Raw genomic sequence first — 17,790 nt, 5'->3', positions numbered from 1 at the left:
CCTTGATAAAAATGCCGCCCTCGAGGCGGCATTTTTTATTTGTCAAAATGGATGATTATTTAATTAAATAATGCGTTGTGTGCGGTCAGCGGCGATTTTCACTAAATCATCTTGTCGGGCTGGATTAATCCACGGAACACTCCGACCCTTTTAATTCAGGCGGTGATCCACACAGCGAGACAACGATGAGCCAATCCATTACCAAAGCCAGAGATGGGTTTACCAGCACCTTTGGCGTGCTGGCCGCGACCCTGGGGTCTGCCGTCGGGCTCGGCAATATCTGGAAGTTTCCCTATCTGACCGGTGAGAACGGTGGCGCCGGTTTTCTGCTGGTCTATGTCATCGCCACCCTGCTGGTGGGATTGCCGGTGATGATCTCCGAGATCATGCTGGGGCGCGAGGCCAGGACGGATGCGGTCAGCGGGCTCATCAAGCTGTCTCCAAAGGGGCAACCCTGGTGGCTGATCGCCGCCATGGGGGTGAGCGCGGCCTTCCTCATCATGTCGTTCTACTCCGAGGTGGCGGCCTGGGTGTTTGCCTACATCTTCAAGGCGGCCAGCGGCGAGATCCTCTCCACCGATCCCGCCGTCACGGGTGCTGCCTTCAATTCGCTCATCACTGATCCCTTGCAGAGCCTGCTCTGGCAGTGGCTGGTGCTGGCCCTGATGGGGGGCATCCTGCTGATGGGGGTCTCCAGGGGGATCGAAGCGGTCACCAAGCGGTTGATGCCACTGCTCTTCATCCTGCTGCTGGTGATAGGCGTGCGCAGCCTGACTCTGCCCGGAGCGAGCGAAGGACTGCATTTCCTGTTCTCGCCGGATTTCTCCAAGGTGACCGCAGGTGTCGTGCTGACAGCCATGGGGCTGGCGTTCTTCAAGCTCTCCATCGGGATGGGCTGCATGATGACCTATGGCAGCTATTTTCGCGATGATCAGCACATCCCTCTCACCACGGTACGGGTGATGTGCGCGGATCTCTTCGTCTCCATGCTGGCGGGGATCGCCATCTTCCCGGCGGTGTTTGCCTTTGGCTTCGAGCCGAGCGCAGGCCCCTCCCTGCTGTTCATCACCATACCAGCGGTCTTTGCCAGCATCCCGTTTGGACACCTCTTCATGGTGCTCTTCTTCGTGCTCTCCGCCATCGCAGCCACCGGGGCCATGCTCTCCATCCTGGAGGTGCCGGTCTCGGTGCTCTCCGAGCGCTTTCACATGAGCCGCACAAGGGCGACCCTGATCAACCTGCTGGTGCTGGGGGCGGTCGGCTCGACCTGTGCGCTCTCGAGCAGCACGCTGGCGGATGTGCAGGTTGGCGGGAAAACCTTCTTCGATCTGTTCGACTTCGTCTCTTCCAACGTGCTGATGCCCCTTGGCGGCATCTTCCTCTGCCTCTTTGTGGGCTGGGTATGGGGATTCGAGCGGATGACGACGGCGCTGACCAATGGAGGCAAGCTGGCGCTGCCCATCCTCAGCCCCCTGTTTTTCATCATCCGCTATGTGTCGCCGCTGCTGATCCTGGTGGTGATGCTCAAGGGGCTGGGGCTGTTCTGAGCCGCGTCGCCCGAAACAAAAAAGCGCCTATTGGCGCTCTTTTTGGCTTTTACCCCGATATGCCTTCATATCAGGCAGAGTCGTGACAGCTCCTCCTTGAGCTGCTCCAGGTTGCGCTCGACACAGGCTTCCCCCTCGTTGATGGCGTCGCTCGCGCGGTGGAAATCCATGATGGAGAGGTTGCCAAGGCGCGGGCAGAGCTGGATCTCGGGGGGATCCCCGGCCATCCGGGCACGGGTGATGCGCTCCTGCATGATGTTGATGGAGCCCGTCATCACCCCCCACATGCCGGGGGTACTGGGCTCGCGCTCGCCCCGGTTCAACCACTGGCTGAGCAGCCCCCCCTGCACGGGCTCGTCCGGTTCGTCGGTCCAGGGCTGGTGCATATCGGTGTTGAGGTTGACGGCGATCACCACCTCGGCTCCCATGGCGCGGGCCAGGGAGATGGGGACAGGGTTGACCACGGCCCCGTCCACCAGCCAGCGATCCTCCACCCGGGTCGGGGTGAGCAGGCCGGGCATGCCGCAGGAGGCGCGCACGCACTGGCGAAGCGGCCCTTCCTGCAACCAGATCTCGCGACCGGTATCGAGTTCGGTGGCGACGCAGGCAAAGGGCAGCGGCAGGCTTTCGATGGCGGGATCCCCCAGATGGCCGGCGGCGATGCCAAACACCTTGTCACCGCGAAACAGGCCGCCGGAGAGGGCAGGATCGAGCAGTCCCATCACCTGCAGGCGGCTGAAGCCGCGCACCCAGCTCTCCAGCTTGTCCAGTTCACCAGCGGCATAGGCGGCGCCGACAAAGCTGCCGATGGAGCAGCCAGCCACCAGATCCGGCTTGACGCCCAGTCGCTCCAGGGCACGGATGATGCCGATGTGGGCCCATCCTCGGGCCGCACCGCTGCCCAGGGCCAATCCCAGACGGGGTTTTCGTGACACAGTTGCGTCTCCTGACATGAAGTGGGAGTCCAGCTTACTCCGGCTTCTCCTGTCCGTCATCCCGCCACGCTTCGCTGCGATTGCGGCCGTTGGCCTTGGCCTGATAGAGGGCGATATCGGCGCGGCGGATCACCTCCTGCAAGGAGATGGCTGGTGACTGGCGACAGTGGCCCAGGCTGACGGTCACTTTCAGCTCGGCCGCGATGGCGCTCCAGGGATGCTCTGCTATGCACAGGCGAAGCCGCTCGGCCAAGGTGGCCAGAGGGATCGCTTCATCGGCGACGAGCAGCAGGAACTCCTCGCCGCCCCAGCGGATCAGGTGGCACTCCCGTGTCAGCAGGGACTGGCAGAGCTGCACCAGACGGATGAGGACCTGATCGCCCACCCCGTGGCCGAAACGGTCGTTGACCTGTTTGAAGTGAACGCAGTCAAACATGATGGCGCCGATGCGTTGGCGGCCTGCCAGGGCCTGGCGGTGTTCGAAGGCATCGAAGTAGTGGCGGTTGAAGGCGCCGGTCAGGGCATCGTGGCGCGACAGGTAGTTGAGGCGCCGGTTGAGGCGCTGGGCACGCAGGCTGGAGACGGTCGCCACCACCAGGCAGAGAATGGTGATGAGCGCCGTCGCCGATTGCCACAACAGCGTCTGCAGCAGAGGCAGCAGCGGGATGCGATGGATGAGGGAGAGCGGTGTCTCCGGGATGGGATAGACGAGCTGCAAGGCGCCCTGTTGCCACTCATATTCCGCTGACTGCGCCGTCCTGACCGGGGGCGGCGCGGTACCGGACTGGCTGCTGGCAAGGATCTGCTGATGGGCGTTGAGCAGGAACAGGGTGCCAATCCGGGGGGCGAGGCGGTGCAGGGTCTGCGCCAGCGTGACGGTCTGGATGTCGATGCTGAGCAGGCCAATGATCTGGCCGCCCTGGGTAATGGGCTGGGAGAGGGTGATCATCTGCCCCCGTCCGGCAAAATCCTGGTAGGGGCGCGAGAGCATGGCGTGCTCCAGGTGGGGATGCCTGGCCATCGCCTCCTGCCAGTAGGCCTTGCTGTAAATCACGGGATCGAAGCGAAACTGGCTGGATGGCACCCAGGGATAGAGGTAGATGAAATTGTCCGTACCGGTGAAGTAGATCCAGGCCACGTCCCTGTCCAGCAGCTTGCTGGCCGTGGCGAGCAGGGGGGAGAGGCTGAGGGCGAGATGTATTCTGGCTTGCCGCTCGCTGCCGTCGTGGGGCAGCGGGCCCTGCCCGGTCAGGTTGCCGATGAGGGCGGGGGGCAGATCGACGGGGATGCGATCCAGGTTGATGCCGTGCTCCCCGTCGGATTGCAGCGCCTGATAGAGCTGGCGAGAGAGCACGGACTGGGGATTGCTGCGCAGGCGCTCCTCCGCCTGGCCGCGCATGGCCTCAAGGAAGGTCTCCATCCGCTGGTGCTGGCTGCTGAGCTGGGTCGCGGCGTTGATGGTGTCACGCTTGTTGATCTCGGTAACCTGGCGAAACGCATGTTGCAGGGCGAGCAGCAACAGCAGCAGGCCGAGGCCCAGCAGCAGCCACTGCAATCGGTATCTGGCAAAGGCGGGGGAGGGAATGGACATGGGCGTACCGGAAGATGGCGAGAGTCGGCATCAGTGTAAGGCAGAACCCTGACGCGCGTGCCGACAAGATGCGTTTTTGATGATCTTCTCACCGGACTGTTACGTTTTGTCACATTTATACATAGTCACGGCATAGTCAGGGGGTAACATGGTGCCATCCTTGATGAAGCTATCTCTTCTTCCTCTCTCTTTGACTGCATGGATCTTGTGATGAAAACGCGCGTGTGGCTGTGGCTTTTCCCTCTTCTTCTATTGCTGGCGGCGGGCGCCTGGCATCTGCGGCAGGCTGAACCTGCCAGCAAGCCTGCACCAAGAGAGATCAATATCAGGGCCGAAACCGTCAGGCAGAGCCTGGCCAAGCCCTCCATCAAGCTGGTGAGCAAGCTTGCGGCCAATCGCTCCGTGGCCATCAGTCCCGAGGTGACCGGCCGCATTGCCACCATCGCGGTGAGTTCCGGCCAGCAGGTCAAACAGGGGCAGAGCCTGATCGCCCTGGATGCGGGCAAGCAGCAGGCAGAGCTGGCCGAGCAGAGCGCCAGCGTGCGCGACGAGGCCCGCAAGCTGCGGGACATGCGCAAGCTGGTGGCGCGAGGCGCCGTCACCACCTCGGAGCTGGAGGGGCAAGAGGCGACTGTTGCCCAGGCCCAGGCCCGGGTCGATGCGGCCCGTTACGAGCTCTCCCTGCGCACCCTGGCCGCCCCCTTCGACGGCACCGTCAGCCTCATCGATCTCAGCGAAGGAGCCCTGGTCAACAGTGGCGACGTGCTCTTGCATCTGGACGAGCTGGCAAAACTGCGCCTCGATCTGGCGGTGCCCGAGCGCTACCTCTCCCTGCTGCGCCCCGGCATGGCGGTGACGGCCACCAGCTCGGCCTGGCCGGATCAATCCTTTTCCGGCGTGCTGGAGACCCTAGACAGCCGGATCTCCAGCGACACCCAGAACATCAAGGCCCGCGTCATCCTGCCCAACACCGGTGGCCAGCTGCGTCCCGGCATGCTGATGAACGTGGATCTCTCTCTGCCACCCCAGAAGATGACCCTGATCCCCGCCCAGTCGGTGGAGTATGCCGGCGAGCAGCGCTTCGTCTATCGCCTGGAGGCGGACGGACGGGTGAAGCGGGTGCCGGTGGAGCTTGGCGACACCCATGGCGAGGCCGTCTGGGTGCTCAAGGGGTTGAACGTCGGCGATCGCATCGCGGTGGAGGGGCTGGTCAATCTGCGCGACGGCGCCCAGGTACGTGATCTGGGCGAGGTGAAAGGCTGATGTGGCTCTCCGATATCTCAGTACGCCGTCCCCTGGTGGCGGTGGTCATCAGCGCCCTGCTCACCGTGTTCGGTCTGGTGGCCTTCAGCAAACTCACCGTGCGGGAGATGCCGGATGTGCAGACTCCGTCCGTCTCCATCACCACCACCTATGAGGGGGCGGCCCCCGAGGTGATGGAGAGCCAGGTCACCAAGCCCATCGAGGATCAGCTCTCCGGCATCAGCGGCATCAAGAACATCAACTCGGTGACCCGCAAGGGGCGCTCCTCCATCACGGTGGAGTTCAAGCTCGGCTGGAACATGCTGGAGGGCACCTCCGACGTGCGTGACGCCATCTCCCGGGCCAGACCCAAGCTGCCAGACGGGGCGGACGAGCCCATGGTGACCAAGGACAACGGCAACGGGGATGTGGCCATCTGGCTCAACTTCAGCAGCACCCAGATGGATCGTACCGCCATGACGGATTACGCCAATCGCATGCTGGTGGACCCTTTGAGCCTGGTGGACGGGGTGAGCGAGGTGTCCCTCTCCGGGGACCTGACCCAGGTGATGTACGTGCGGCTGCGCCCCGCCGACATGGCGGCCCGCGGCATCACGGTGGCCGACGTGCAGGATGCCCTCAAGCGGGAGAACATCGAGCTGCCGGGCGGCGAGATCCGCAACAACACCATGACCATGGCGGTGCAGATCGCACGGCTCTATCACAGTGCGGAAGATTTTCGCACCCTGCCGGTCAAAACCGCCACCAATGGTCAGAGCATCTATCTGGCGGACATTGCGGATGTGGAGGTGGGGGCCAAGAACGAAGACAGCGCCTATCAGCGCAACGGCCGCGAGAGCCTGGGGATTGGCATCGTCGCCCAGTCCACCGCCAATCCCCTGGCGGTGGCCCAGGGCATCGAGAAGAAGCTCGTGGAGATGCAGCGCTTCCTGCCGGAGGGGGCCACCCTTGAGGTCGACTACGACTCCACCATCTTCATCAAGCAGGCCATCGACGAGGTATACGAGACACTCGCCATCTGCGCCCTGCTGGTGGTCGCCGTGCTCTATCTCTTCCTCGGGCAGGGGCGCACCACGCTCATCCCCGCCATCACGGTGCCCGTCTCCCTGATTTCGGCCTTCATCGGTGCCTGGTATCTGGGCTTTTCCATCAACCTCATTACCTTGCTGGCCCTCATCCTCGCCATCGGCCTGGTGGTGGATGATGCCATCGTGGTGGTAGAGAACATCCACCACCACCTGCAACGGGGCGAGTCCCCCTTGATGGCGGCCTGGCACGGCACCCGGGAGGTGGGCTTTGCCGTCATCGCCACCACCGCCGTGCTGGTGATGGTGTTCGTCCCCATCGCCTTCATGGACGGCATGGTGGGGCGCCTCTTCACCGAGTTCGCCATCCTGCTCTCCCTGGCCGTGCTCTTCTCCTCCCTGGTGGCGCTCACCCTGACCCCGGCCATGGGCTCCTGGCTGATGCGTGCCGTGGACAAGCCCAACGCCCTGACCGCCACCCTGGACAAGGGACTTGGCTGGGTGGAGGAGCGTTATCGCCGCGTGCTGGGGGCCGTGCTGCGCCGCGCCGTCTGGATGCCCCTGGTGTTGCTGCTCTGCCTTGGCGGAATTGGCGCCCTCTTTGGCAAGCTGCCCGCGAGCCTCACCCCGACCGAGGACAGGGGCGTGCTCTATGTGTTCGTGAAAGGGGCGGAGGGTACCAGCATCGAGCGGATGAAGCGCAACATGCAGCAGGTGGAGGCCGCCATCCTGCCGCTGCTCGGCAAGGGGGTGGTGCAGGCCATGAGCTTCAGCACCCCGGCCTTCGGGCGCGGCGGCGATCAGACCGGCATGGCCATCATCCAGCTCAGTGACTGGGCGGTGCGGGACGAAACGGCCACCGAGTTTGGCCGCTCCCTGAGCGGTCGCCTCGCCGGCATCCCCGACGTGATGATCCGCACCTTCCAGCCGGGGTTCAGAGGCGGCTCCACCGCGGCGGTGCAGTTCGTGCTGCAAGGCTCCGATTACGGCGAGCTCAACCAGCAAGGGCTGGCGCTCAAGGAGGCGGCGGCCCAGAGCGGGCTGATGCAGAGCCCGGATCTCGACTATGCCGAGAAGACCCCGGAGCTGCAGGTGACCATAGAGCGGGAGCGAGCCACCCAGCTCGGCATTCCGGTCTCCACCATCGCAAGCTCCCTTCAGGCCCTGCTCGGCGGCGTCAGCCAGACCACCTATGTGGACAGGGGCGAAGAGTATGATGTCTATCTGCGCGCCAACCAGACCCAGTTCAACGGCATTTCGGATGTGAGCCGCATCTATCTCAAGGCCGCGAGCGGCGAGATGGTGAGCCTCTCCACCCTGGCGACCGTCACCCAGGTGGCGAGCCCCCAGCGCCTCAACCACTACCAGCGCCAGAAGGCGGTCACCCTCACCGCGGACGTGGCCCCCGGTCACACCCTGGGGGAGGCGCTTGACTTCCTGGATGGCTGGGCCGCAGATTACCTGCCCACCGGCATGTCGGTGGATTATGCCGGCGAGTCCAAGGACTATCGCGACAACCAGGGGGAGATGGCACTGGTGTTCGGCCTGGCCCTGCTGGTGGTCTATCTGGTGCTGGTGGCCCAGTTCGAGAGCCTGCTGACCCCGGCGGTGGTGATGATGACGGTGCCGCTCGGCATCTTCGGCGGCCTGCTCGGCCTCTGGCTCACGGGGCAGGAGCTCAGCATCTACAGCCAGATAGGCATGATCATGCTCATCGGCATGGTGACCAAGAACGGCATCCTCATCGTCGAGTTCATCAACCAGCTGCGCCAGCGGGGTGAAGGGTTCGAGGAGGCGATCATCAAGGGGTCGGTGCGCCGCTTGCGCCCCATCTTGATGACCTCGCTCACCGCCATCATCGGCGCCGTGCCCCTGATGCTCTCCATGGGGGCGGGGTACGAGAGCCGGATGGCCGTGGGGACCGTGGTCTTCTTCGGCTTGTCCTTGGCGACCCTGGTGACCCTGCTGGTGGTGCCCGCCATCTATCACCTGATCGCCAGACGCGCGGGGATGACGGGGGCGCGGGACCGACTGGTGGACGAGGTACTGGCCACGGCAATCCCGGCCAGTCCCTCCACGGTGCCGGGGGCGGTGGCCCCCGAGGGGCGTGACAAACCGGCGGCCTAGCGTGCCGACCCGGATGACAGCAAGCAGGGCGCCAATGGGCGCCCTGCTTGTTGATGAGATCGGAGTCTGTCACGCCGACCCGTCACGCCCGCTCGAAGGCGCCCCTTCCCCTCGCGTTCTGTAGGGGCAAAAAGCCGTCGCCCCCGCCTTGCTCTGCCGGTATAATGCGCGACCCGAATTGTTCCAGGTGGTCAAAATGCAGCCGGTTACCAACCTCTTCTCCTATCCCCGTTACTGGGCCGAGTGCTACGGCACGGCGCCCTTCCTGCCCATGTCCCGCGCGGAGATGGACAAGCTCGGCTGGGACAGCTGCGACATCGTGCTGGTGACAGGCGACGCCTACGTGGATCACCCGAGCTTCGGCATGGCGGTGATCGGCCGCATGCTCGAATCACAGGGTTTTCGGGTCGGCATCATCGCCCAGCCGGACTGGTCATCGAAAGATGACTTCATGCGCCTGGGCAAGCCCAACCTCTTCTACGGGGTGACGGCGGGCAACATGGACTCCATGATCAACCGCTACACCGCCGACAAGAAGCTGCGCCACGACGACGCCTACACCCCGGGGGATGTGGGCGGCAAGCGGCCGGACCGCGCCACCTTGGTCTATACCCAGCGCTGCAAGGAGGCCTATAAAGAGGTGCCGGTGGTCATCGGCGGCATCGAGGCATCCCTGCGCCGCATCGCCCATTACGACTACTGGTCCGAGACCATCCGCCGCTCCATCCTGATCGATGCCAAGGCCGACATCCTCATCTACGGCAACGCCGAGCGCCCCCTGGTGGAAGTGGCTCACCGCATCGCAGGCGGCGAGACCATCGACACCATGCAGGACATTCGCGGCACCGCCGTGATCCGCAAGGAGCCGCTGCCGGGCTGGCGCGGGGTGGATTCGAGCAAGCTCGACCAGATTGGCCGCATCGATCCCATCCCCAACCCCTATATGGAAGGGGCCCCCTGCGCGGACGACGAAGGCACCGCACCGGTGGAGCAGGAGGCCAAGCCCATCCTGGTACAACCCCCTAAGCAAAAGCCGTGGGAGCTGACCTACGTCAAGCTGCCGGCGTTCGAGCGGGTGAAGGAGGACAAGGTGCTCTACGCCCATGCGTCCCGCATCCTGCACCACGAGACCAACCCGGGCTGCGCCCGCGCCCTCTCCCAGGCCCACGGCGATCGCATCATCTGGGTCAACCCGCCCGCCTTCCCGCTCGAAACCGACGAGATGGACGGGGTGTTCGGCCTGCCGTACCAGCGGGTGCCGCACCCGGCCTATGGCAACGAGAAGATCCCGGCCTACGACATGATCAAGACCTCGGTCAACATCATGCGCGGCTGCTTCGGTGGCTGCTCTTTCTGCTCCATCACCGAGCACGAGGGGCGCATCATCCAGAGCCGCTCGGAAGAGTCGATCCTCAAAGAAATCGAAGAGATCCGCGACAAGGTGCCGGGCTTTACCGGCGTCATCTCGGATCTGGGCGGCCCCACCGCCAACATGTATAAGCTCCGCTGCAAGAGCCCCAAGGCCGAGCAGACCTGTCGGCGCGCCTCCTGCGTCTGGCCGACCATCTGCCCGCACATGGACACCGACCACAGCCCGACCATCAACCTCTATCGCAAGGCGCGCGACCTCAAGGGCATCAAGAAGATCCTGATCGCCTCCGGCGTGCGTTACGACATCGCAGTGGAAGATCCGCGCTACATCAAGGAGCTGGCCAAGTACCACGTCGGCGGCTACCTCAAGATCGCGCCGGAACACACCGAGGAGGGCCCGCTCTCCAAGATGATGAAGCCGGGCATGGGCAGCTACTACAGCTTCAAGGAGCTGTTCGACAAGTACTCCAAAGAGGCGGGCAAGCAGCAGTACCTGATCCCCTACTTCATCTCCGCCCACCCGGGCACCACGGATGAAGACATGGTGAACATGGCGCTCTGGATTAAAGCAAACCGCTTCAAGCTCGATCAGGTGCAGAACTTCTACCCGTCGCCGCTCGCCAACGCCACCACCATGTATTACACCGAGAAAAACCCGCTCAACAAGGTGAGCCGCCAGGGCGGGGACGTGTTCGTGGTGAAAGGGGAGCGTCGCCGTCGCCTGCACAAGGCGCTGCTGCGCTACCACGATCCGGCCGGCTGGCCGATGATCCGCGAGGCCCTGCTGGAGATGGGCAAGGGCCACCTGATCGGCAACGGCCCCGACTGCCTGGTGCCGCCGGAAGGGCGCGGCGAAGCCAAGGCCGAACGCAGCCGCAACAAGGGCCTCAAGCCCGCGTTGACCCGCCACAGCGCCATCACCCATCAGCGCAGCAATGGGGCTGGCAACAAGGCCGGCAATGGCAAACCGGTGGGTTCCCAGCTGCACAAAGGCGCGGCTAATGGCAAACCGGTCTCACAGGGCGAAGGCAAGAGTGCGGGCCAGAATGCGGGTAAAAGCAAACCTGCCGGCAAACCCGCCCATAAGGGCAAGGCGCCAACCCGCGCAGGCTCTGCCAAGCCGGGGGCCAACCCCACCACTCAGGGCGGCAAGCCTGCGGCAAAAGGGAATAGTGCCAAGCGACCGGCGCGGTAAGTTTTCCTGATTGGAAAGTGATAGAAATAAAAAGGCGACCGAATGGTCGCCTTTTTTAGTTTTATTTATTTAATACTTCAGTATGTATTAGTTTTATATAGGATGGCTCTTTACCTGCTTGTAAGATGGCAATCGGTCCAGAAAATGCCAATGTATTCAAAACTAGTTTGTGGAATAAATTCAAGCAAGATGAAACTTTTTCATGCTCTAGCCTTTCATTAGCTAGATTATTTTCTCTAACCTTGGGGTGAGCACTTTCATTACGAAGTTCTTGCCATAACTTTTTATCCTCCTTCGTAATTACACCTTGAACAATCAATTTTTCTAAAGCTGTAGCCGCTGTAATGGCTTTCCAGTAGCTCACGTTGCTCAGAAGCCTGCCACGTTGGATTTCGGTCAAATGGAGAGTTTTAATCTGCTGCTTTATTTCTGCTATTTCATAAGCTAACTCTACATTTTCCTCGCTAGTCTTGAATGCCGGAATGTAAATATCGTTTAAAAGCCCTTCGATAGCTACCGACAAAGTAAGCATCATAATGCTATTTTTTGATTGAAATGAGAACCACACCCTCTCCCACTGTGAGTAAATACTTTCAAAATGCTTATGGTTATTTTTATGTAGATATAATATTTGGTTGAAAAGCATATAATGATAAATAGAGTTTTCACCAACAACATTCGCTACCATCGGGCTAGAAGCGCGTTGGTGCTTTTGGGTGTTATCTACACTGGATATAGTTTCTTTTTTATTTGTTCCCTCGCGTTTTTGTATATAAACAAACTGAGGCATAGATGCGCTTGAAAACCCGATATAAAATTTCAAACACAACAGTAGTACTTCAGGTTCAAAGGATCCAGTAACACGAACTTCTGTGTAACCAGCCTTTTTAACCATCGATATTGAGTAACCTTCCATATCTAGTACTGTCTGGTTCCAACTGTGTGACTCACTGCCTAGACTAGACACCACGGAATTAGATTTGTTTGCTGGTATGTTGAAATTTTCTGAAAATTCAAAGTACAAGTAGTTATTGTCTGATGGCTCATATGGTTCAGTAGTGGAATAGGAATAAATAGATGATAAAAAGATGTAGTGATGAGCTGGTGGATGTGATGAGTTAAAATTTACTTGAATTGAAAAACCATCTGACTCATAGATGAATCCATCTATTGTCTGAGCGCGAAGATATAGCTTTTGCCCATTATCTAATGGATCTTTAGGCAGCTTTTCATTAAAAAATGCATTTGGTATATTCTCACTTATAGTGCAAATGAACTCCATGTAGATTGTTCCGACACTGTTGATTTTAATAGTGCCGTGCCCCGACATTTTTAATCCATTCTCCATTCGCTGAAATATTTCTACTTGGACGCAATGTAGAACCAATTCACCATTACGAAGTTTTTCAATTTCATTGCCTATTGTCATAAAAATACCAACCACTCGATCATTTTGAAAATGCCAGCAGCAAAGAATAATGAGAAATCTAGGACACCCACCTTTCTGTATGGGGTGTAACGTTACCAAATCCTACGCTACCGCCCATGGATTACAGCTTCCAATATGCTCCATTGACCAGCGAGGGAAGTGACCCATCGCAGTTCAACAGGTTCCAGATAGCCACTGTAAGACAAACGAAACTACCCAAGCGAGCCTTAAAAGGATGTAACCATCAGAATCACATCGTTTTTTGAACTTGATCAGCAAATTGTGAAATCTGGGGGTGGAAATCTGGGACACCCACCTTTTTTGACGGGAAATCTGGGACACCCACCTTTTTGACAGCGGCGTAGCCCTGTACTTGGCTTGAGGTGTCACTGCCCAGGGAGGGAGCCATGACCATTGCCCGTTCACGTCAAATCAGTTTGCAGGATACGCCTTACTATCATGTGGTCAGTCGCTGTGTGCGGCGGGCGTTTCTGTGCGGGGAAGATGCCCACTCCGGCCAGAGTTACGAGAATCGGCGCCAGTGGGTGGTCGACAAGTTGGGCCAATTGTCGCGACTGTTTGCCATCGGTGTGTGTGCCTATGCGGTGATGAGCAATCACTATCACCTGGTGCTCAAGGTCGAGCCGGATACCGCTGCCAATTGGAGCGAGCGGGAGGTGGCCGAGCGTTGGGCGGCGCTATTCCAGTGGCCGCTGCTGGTACGACGCTGGTATCAGGGGGAATCCCTGATTGAGCCTGAACTCGCTGTGGTGCAACAACTGATAGGGCAGTGGCGGGAGCGGTTACATTCCATCAGCTGGTTTGTGCGGTTGCTCAACGAAAACCTAGCTCGGCAGGCCAATCGGGAAGATGGTTGCAAGGGCCATTTTTGGGAAGGGCGCTTCAAGAGCCAGGCCCTGCTCACCGAATCAGCCCTGCTGGCCTGCATGGCCTATGTTGATCTCAATCCGATACGGGCGGCGATTGCCGACCGGCCCGAGCAGAGCGATTACACCAGCCTCAAGCAGCGTCTCGATGGCGAGCAGTCCGCCGCCCCATTGCCGCCGTTGCTGTTGCCATTCGCGCACGAAGCGCGACCCGATAGCCTGCCATATACCTTTGCGGATTACCTGATGCTGGTGGACTGGACAGGTCGCGCCATCCGAGTGGACAAACGGGGCCATATCCCAGTTTGTCTTGCCCCCATCCTGGCGCGGCTGGGGTTGGACGAGGTGCGCTGGCTCAAGCAAGTGACGCTGTTTCGGCGCCAGGGTATCAGAGTGGTGGGTGACAAAGAGCATTGTCAGCAGTTTGCCTGGCACTGTGGCCAGCGACGGTGTCATCAACCATCCCTTTGAGTGATGAATACTCGCGTCATAACAACGTTCGGTATAGCGCCAGCTCCCCGCCGGTGTGATCGCATCTGAATTGGCGTCATCGATGCCAAGACATTCTCTTTAATCCCCCGAGTTTCACAAATGCCATCGCAAATACTGGATGACGAATTGTGCTGGGCGCTGGATGAGGGCTTTCTCCAAAAGATGGCTGTCCTGATAAGGCGATTGTTTCGGCGCCAGGGTATCAGAGTGGTGGGTGACAAAGAGCATTGTCAGCAGTTTGCTTGGCACTGTGGCCAGCGACGGTGTCATCAACCATCCCTTTGAGTGAAGAATACTCGCGTCATAACAACGTTCGGTATAGCGCCAGCTCCCCGCCGGTGTGATCGCATCTGAGTTGGCGTCATCGATGCCAAGACATTCTCTTTAATCCCCCGAGTTTCACAAATGCCATCGCAAATGCTGGATGACAAGTTGTGCTGGGCGCTGGATGAGGGCTTTCTCCAAAAGATGGCTGTCCTGATAAGGCGCTGGATGAGGGCTTTCTCCAAAAGATGACTTTCCTGATAAGGCGGGTTGGGGAAGAGGGGCTATCGGTCCTTTGTCATCAGGCCCTCTCTCACAATGCGGCGACATCGTGGGTGTTGCTTGAACAGGTGATTTTTGCATCAGTGAAACAGGCGGACTTTAAAGGGTTTCCATATTGGAACAATCCGTACACAAAGATGGCTGTCCAAAGTTAGAGTCCGTCCAACACAAAGATGGCTGTCAAAAGTTAGGGTCCTTCTGTGCAGAGGGATGCTCATTATTATTAGATTATTTCGCTTACAATCAGAAAACTTACAAGTAACATTGAGAAAATAAACGTAGCTAAAATAAATATTCGAGTTAGCGTCACTTTAACATGCACTGAAATATACCTTTGAAGATCAAAATATAATATGTATTGATACAGTAACCTCTTCGATATTCCTCTGGAATGGGAGTAATCCTAATAGTGCCTAGAAAAGCCTATTACGGATAAATTTGAGGCCAGAAATCGAGAATACCCACCTTTTTGATCTCAACCGCTATACGCGCAGGATTGGCCGAGCGACCTGTGTAGAGCGGCTACATCAGCCTCGTGCAGCCTCTTGATGGCGATCCACAGGTTGTTTTTGCATCAGTGAAACAGATGGATCTTAAATGGTTCCTCCATTGGAACAATCCGCACACAGAGATGGCTGCCCCAAACCAGGGACTCCCGAACACAGAGATGGCTGTCCCAAATAAAAAGTAAAAAGAGACCTTATCGTGCTCGGCCTATGGGGAAGGGGGAGATGACGACGTCCCTTGGGGATCTTTTACAAGAGTCGGCAAATATGGGGATCCACCTTTGGCTCGCATGACCAAACCTGATGCCAAGGGGCGGGTTGGCCGATATCTCGAAGGGGGGCAGCGTTGGCAATAAATAACAAGGGCGACCAGTTGGTCGCCCTTGTGTGATGGGCAGAAGCGCGTGCTCTGCCTGTGAAGGTGACGGTTATTGCAAATCCGTGCTCAGGCTGGGGGCGCCGAAGTTCACCAGGGTGGCATGGGAGTGCTCGAAGTACTGTGACCAGAAGTCACCGAGTGCATCCATGGTCTTGCCGGAACGATAGGCGTGTTTCACCGCGTCGGTCACCAGCCCGGCCCCCGTGACGTAGACGCGAGCGCCTTGCAGATCGGCAAACAGCCCCTTGCTCTTGGCCTGCTTGAGCTCGTCACCGACATTGAGCTGCTTGATCTTGTTGGTGGCATAGAAGCTGGTGTAATCGGAGTGCTCCAGCATGTCCGAAATGAGGAACACGACGCGGTCATTGACGCCTTGCTCGGCCTTCATATCTTCACCCACCTTGCGCAGCGAGTTCATGATCTCGCTCTTGGGGATGTCCTGGCGGGCATCACGCAGTGCTTTCACGAACTGTTTGCCAAAGCCGTTACGAAAGACCTTGGTCTGCGTCGTCAGGCAGGTGTCCAGGCCGCGCAATTTGCGCATGCTGACATCGTCCCGGATCTCCCCTTCCAGCGGCATATCCAGTTGCCCCGCGTAGGCCAGGCGAAGGTATTCGCCAGGCAAGAAGGCGGAGAAGGTATAGAGCTTGACGCGATCGCCAGCCTGCACGAAGCGCTCTATCTGCCCCCAACTGCTGCGTTGCAGATCGTCAGGCATCGGAATGGTCTGGTCGATGATGACCACCAGTTCGCGACCGGTGCCCGCAGGCTTGATGTCGGTCAGGCCATTGCGCTCATAGCAGCTCTGTATGTCGTTACGCTCGGCCGCCAACGCTGCACAAGGCAGCGTCAACGCCAGTAGCAATACCTGGGTGATCTTCACGATTAGGCACTCTGCTTGGTGGGAAAGAGGCCCAGGGTCTTGAGGGCCATCTGCTGCTCACGGATATCACGCAACTGCGCTTCGTCCACCCCCAGTGCGCGGCTGGCTGCTGCCAGACTCTCTTCGGGCAGGCCAGTGACATCATGGAAATCGGCGGCCTTGACGGCAGCGTCGGTCTGGCCGGGGGCGTCAGTGGTGGGCGGGAGAGCCGCCTTTGCCTGCGCAACGGCCGGTTGTACGGCGGGTGCCGGCTCGGCTTGCACTGTCGGTGCGACCTGGGGGGCCGCCTGAGGGGCCGGCTTGGGCGGCACGGTGCCTGCCTTGTACTCGATAAAGGCCAGGAAATTGCGATGGGCGGATTTCTCCCCTTCCAGCGCCCCCAGCACACCCGAGTTGGTATGGTCACGGCTCGACAACAGGGTCTGCAAGCGGCGGAGCTTGTCATCGGCATGGCTGGCAATGGCGGTGCGTTGCTGGTCCATCGCGTCCAGCATCTCTTCGGCGGTCGCGTATTCGTGTGTCAGACGCCAGGCTGTTATGGAATGGGTGCCCGCAAAGTGGTATTTGCTGGCAAGCCAGATGCTGATCCCCTGGATGGCGATGTAGATGAGCGACAGCATGACGTAGGTGGTCAGGCTGGCCTCACGGATGGCCTGCATCTTGTCTTCGATGGTGGCCTCTTCCGCCTCGTTGTTGATGGCTTGAGACTCTTCCGGCAGATCAAACGGCGACCCCATGCTGCTGTCACTCTGTGCCGTTGTTTCGGCGCGCATGTTGTTGACCATCTCGGTTTCGATGCTGTCGAGGGTGGCTGAACGCACCACGAAGGCGCCCACTGCCATGCAGGCAACAAACGAAGCACAGACAATCAGCCAGACAAACTTGCGGCTGACACCTGAATTCACGTCTTTCAGGCGGGCCAGCAACTGCTCGTAGTCAGGTTTGTCAGAGTCCGAGAAGGAGTCTTCCAGATTGATGGCCTTGTTTGCCTTGAGGGTACGGGAGCGTTTTGAGGGCTCTTCCCCTTGCCACCAGTGACGCGCCCGGGCGATCAGGCTGTTGTGATGCAGGGAGTGTCCGGCCACTTCAGCCAGGAATGCGGATGCGACGGCGAGCAGCAGAGCCGTTGCGGCTGCCAGCAGGTGACGGTCATTGGTGGAGGCATCCATGTTCATCCAGCCTGCCAGCACGTAGGCAAAGCCCATTGCCTCGACCAGCACCAGCACCAGCACCAGAGCAAGCACCCACGCCGGGCGCGGGGAGCGGCCGGCCTCTCCTGCCTTGGCAAGGTAGTCGAGGGAGGCGTTGTAGGCATCTGTCCCCTTTAAATGCTTCTTGTATTCGCGGTAGTACACATTCGACAGGGTCACTTCATGGTTGATCCAGCCATCGCCATCGACCGAGGCCGGCTTGCGGGCGAGACGGGCCACTGTGCCGATCAGCGGCAGGTTGTGCCATACCCGGATCAGGAAGTAGGAGACATGCTCCCAATGCCGCCACACCACTACGGCGCTGACGAGGAATGAAACAATGCCAACGGTCAGCATCTGGTTGGCGAGGATCAGCGTCTTGAGCGCTGCCAAAGAAAAGTCTTCCACTAAGTTTCTCCGTTTT

At 59.4% G+C, this 17,790-nt stretch carries 11 protein-coding genes; 5 read left to right on the top strand and 6 right to left on the bottom strand.

The window, feature by feature from the left end; translation table 11 throughout:
• The first annotated feature begins 185 nt into the window (after window positions 1–185).
• The gene (locus tag AB5Y93_RS18195) at window positions 186–1,547 is read left to right on the top strand and encodes a sodium-dependent transporter (protein ID WP_042864227.1); all 1,362 of its coding nucleotides are present in this window, start codon (window positions 186–188) and stop codon (window positions 1,545–1,547) included.
• 65 nt (window positions 1,548–1,612) lie between these two features.
• On the opposite strand, the gene rssA is transcribed toward AB5Y93_RS18195, so the two are convergent.
• Complete coding sequence (rssA, locus tag AB5Y93_RS18190) at window positions 1,613–2,482, bottom strand: patatin-like phospholipase RssA (RefSeq protein WP_029313973.1); 870 nt, start codon at window positions 2,480–2,482, stop codon at window positions 1,613–1,615.
• A 34-nt stretch (window positions 2,483–2,516) separates the two neighbouring features.
• A complete protein-coding gene (locus tag AB5Y93_RS18185; RefSeq protein ID WP_368230007.1) occupies window positions 2,517–4,073 on the bottom strand; it encodes a diguanylate cyclase in 1,557 nt (518 codons plus the stop codon).
• 210 nt (window positions 4,074–4,283) lie between these two features.
• On the opposite strand from AB5Y93_RS18185, the gene AB5Y93_RS18180 reads away from it, so the two are divergent.
• From AB5Y93_RS18180 to AB5Y93_RS18170, 3 genes are all read left to right on the top strand, one after another.
• Window positions 4,284–5,336 (top strand): efflux RND transporter periplasmic adaptor subunit, encoded by a 1,053-nt coding sequence (locus AB5Y93_RS18180; RefSeq protein WP_368230006.1) that lies wholly within the window; start codon window positions 4,284–4,286, stop codon window positions 5,334–5,336.
• The gene (locus tag AB5Y93_RS18175; RefSeq protein WP_368230005.1) at window positions 5,336–8,488 is read left to right on the top strand and encodes an efflux RND transporter permease subunit; all 3,153 of its coding nucleotides are present in this window, start codon (window positions 5,336–5,338) and stop codon (window positions 8,486–8,488) included. Before AB5Y93_RS18180 ends, AB5Y93_RS18175 begins: the two co-directional genes overlap by 1 nt.
• 196 nt (window positions 8,489–8,684) lie before the next feature.
• Window positions 8,685–11,054 carry a YgiQ family radical SAM protein gene (locus AB5Y93_RS18170; RefSeq protein WP_368230004.1) on the top strand — a complete coding sequence of 790 codons (2,370 nt, stop codon included), beginning with the start codon at window positions 8,685–8,687 and terminating at the stop codon, window positions 11,052–11,054.
• 61 nt (window positions 11,055–11,115) lie between these two features.
• On the opposite strand, the gene AB5Y93_RS18165 is transcribed toward AB5Y93_RS18170, so the two are convergent.
• On the bottom strand, window positions 11,116–12,483 hold the full coding sequence (locus AB5Y93_RS18165) for a hypothetical protein (RefSeq protein ID WP_368230003.1): 1,368 nt from the start codon (window positions 12,481–12,483) through the stop codon (window positions 11,116–11,118).
• Between the two features lie 407 nt (window positions 12,484–12,890).
• Here AB5Y93_RS18165 and AB5Y93_RS18160 point away from each other — a divergent pair, with 407 nt between their 5' ends.
• Window positions 12,891–13,841, top strand: a complete 951-nt coding sequence (locus AB5Y93_RS18160; RefSeq protein WP_368230002.1) for a transposase — start codon at window positions 12,891–12,893, stop codon at window positions 13,839–13,841.
• 114 nt (window positions 13,842–13,955) lie between these two features.
• On the opposite strand, the gene AB5Y93_RS18155 is transcribed toward AB5Y93_RS18160, so the two are convergent.
• From AB5Y93_RS18155 to AB5Y93_RS18145, 3 genes are all read right to left on the bottom strand, one after another.
• The gene (locus tag AB5Y93_RS18155; protein WP_368230001.1) at window positions 13,956–14,132 is read right to left on the bottom strand and encodes a hypothetical protein; all 177 of its coding nucleotides are present in this window, start codon (window positions 14,130–14,132) and stop codon (window positions 13,956–13,958) included.
• A gap of 1,210 nt (window positions 14,133–15,342) precedes the next feature.
• On the bottom strand, window positions 15,343–16,176 hold the full coding sequence (locus AB5Y93_RS18150) for a hypothetical protein (RefSeq protein ID WP_104454538.1): 834 nt from the start codon (window positions 16,174–16,176) through the stop codon (window positions 15,343–15,345).
• A gap of 2 nt (window positions 16,177–16,178) precedes the next feature.
• A complete protein-coding gene (locus AB5Y93_RS18145; RefSeq protein ID WP_368230000.1) occupies window positions 16,179–17,774 on the bottom strand; it encodes an SPOR domain-containing protein in 1,596 nt (531 codons plus the stop codon).
• Window positions 17,775–17,790: the final 16 nt, after the last annotated feature.

Origin of the sequence: Aeromonas sp. R10-1, from assembly GCF_040908465.1 — a bacterium.
GTDB lineage: Bacteria > Pseudomonadota > Gammaproteobacteria > Enterobacterales > Aeromonadaceae > Aeromonas > Aeromonas caviae.
Note: the sequence above shows the minus strand (reverse complement) of the source record. Positions and strands in the feature narration are given on the sequence as shown.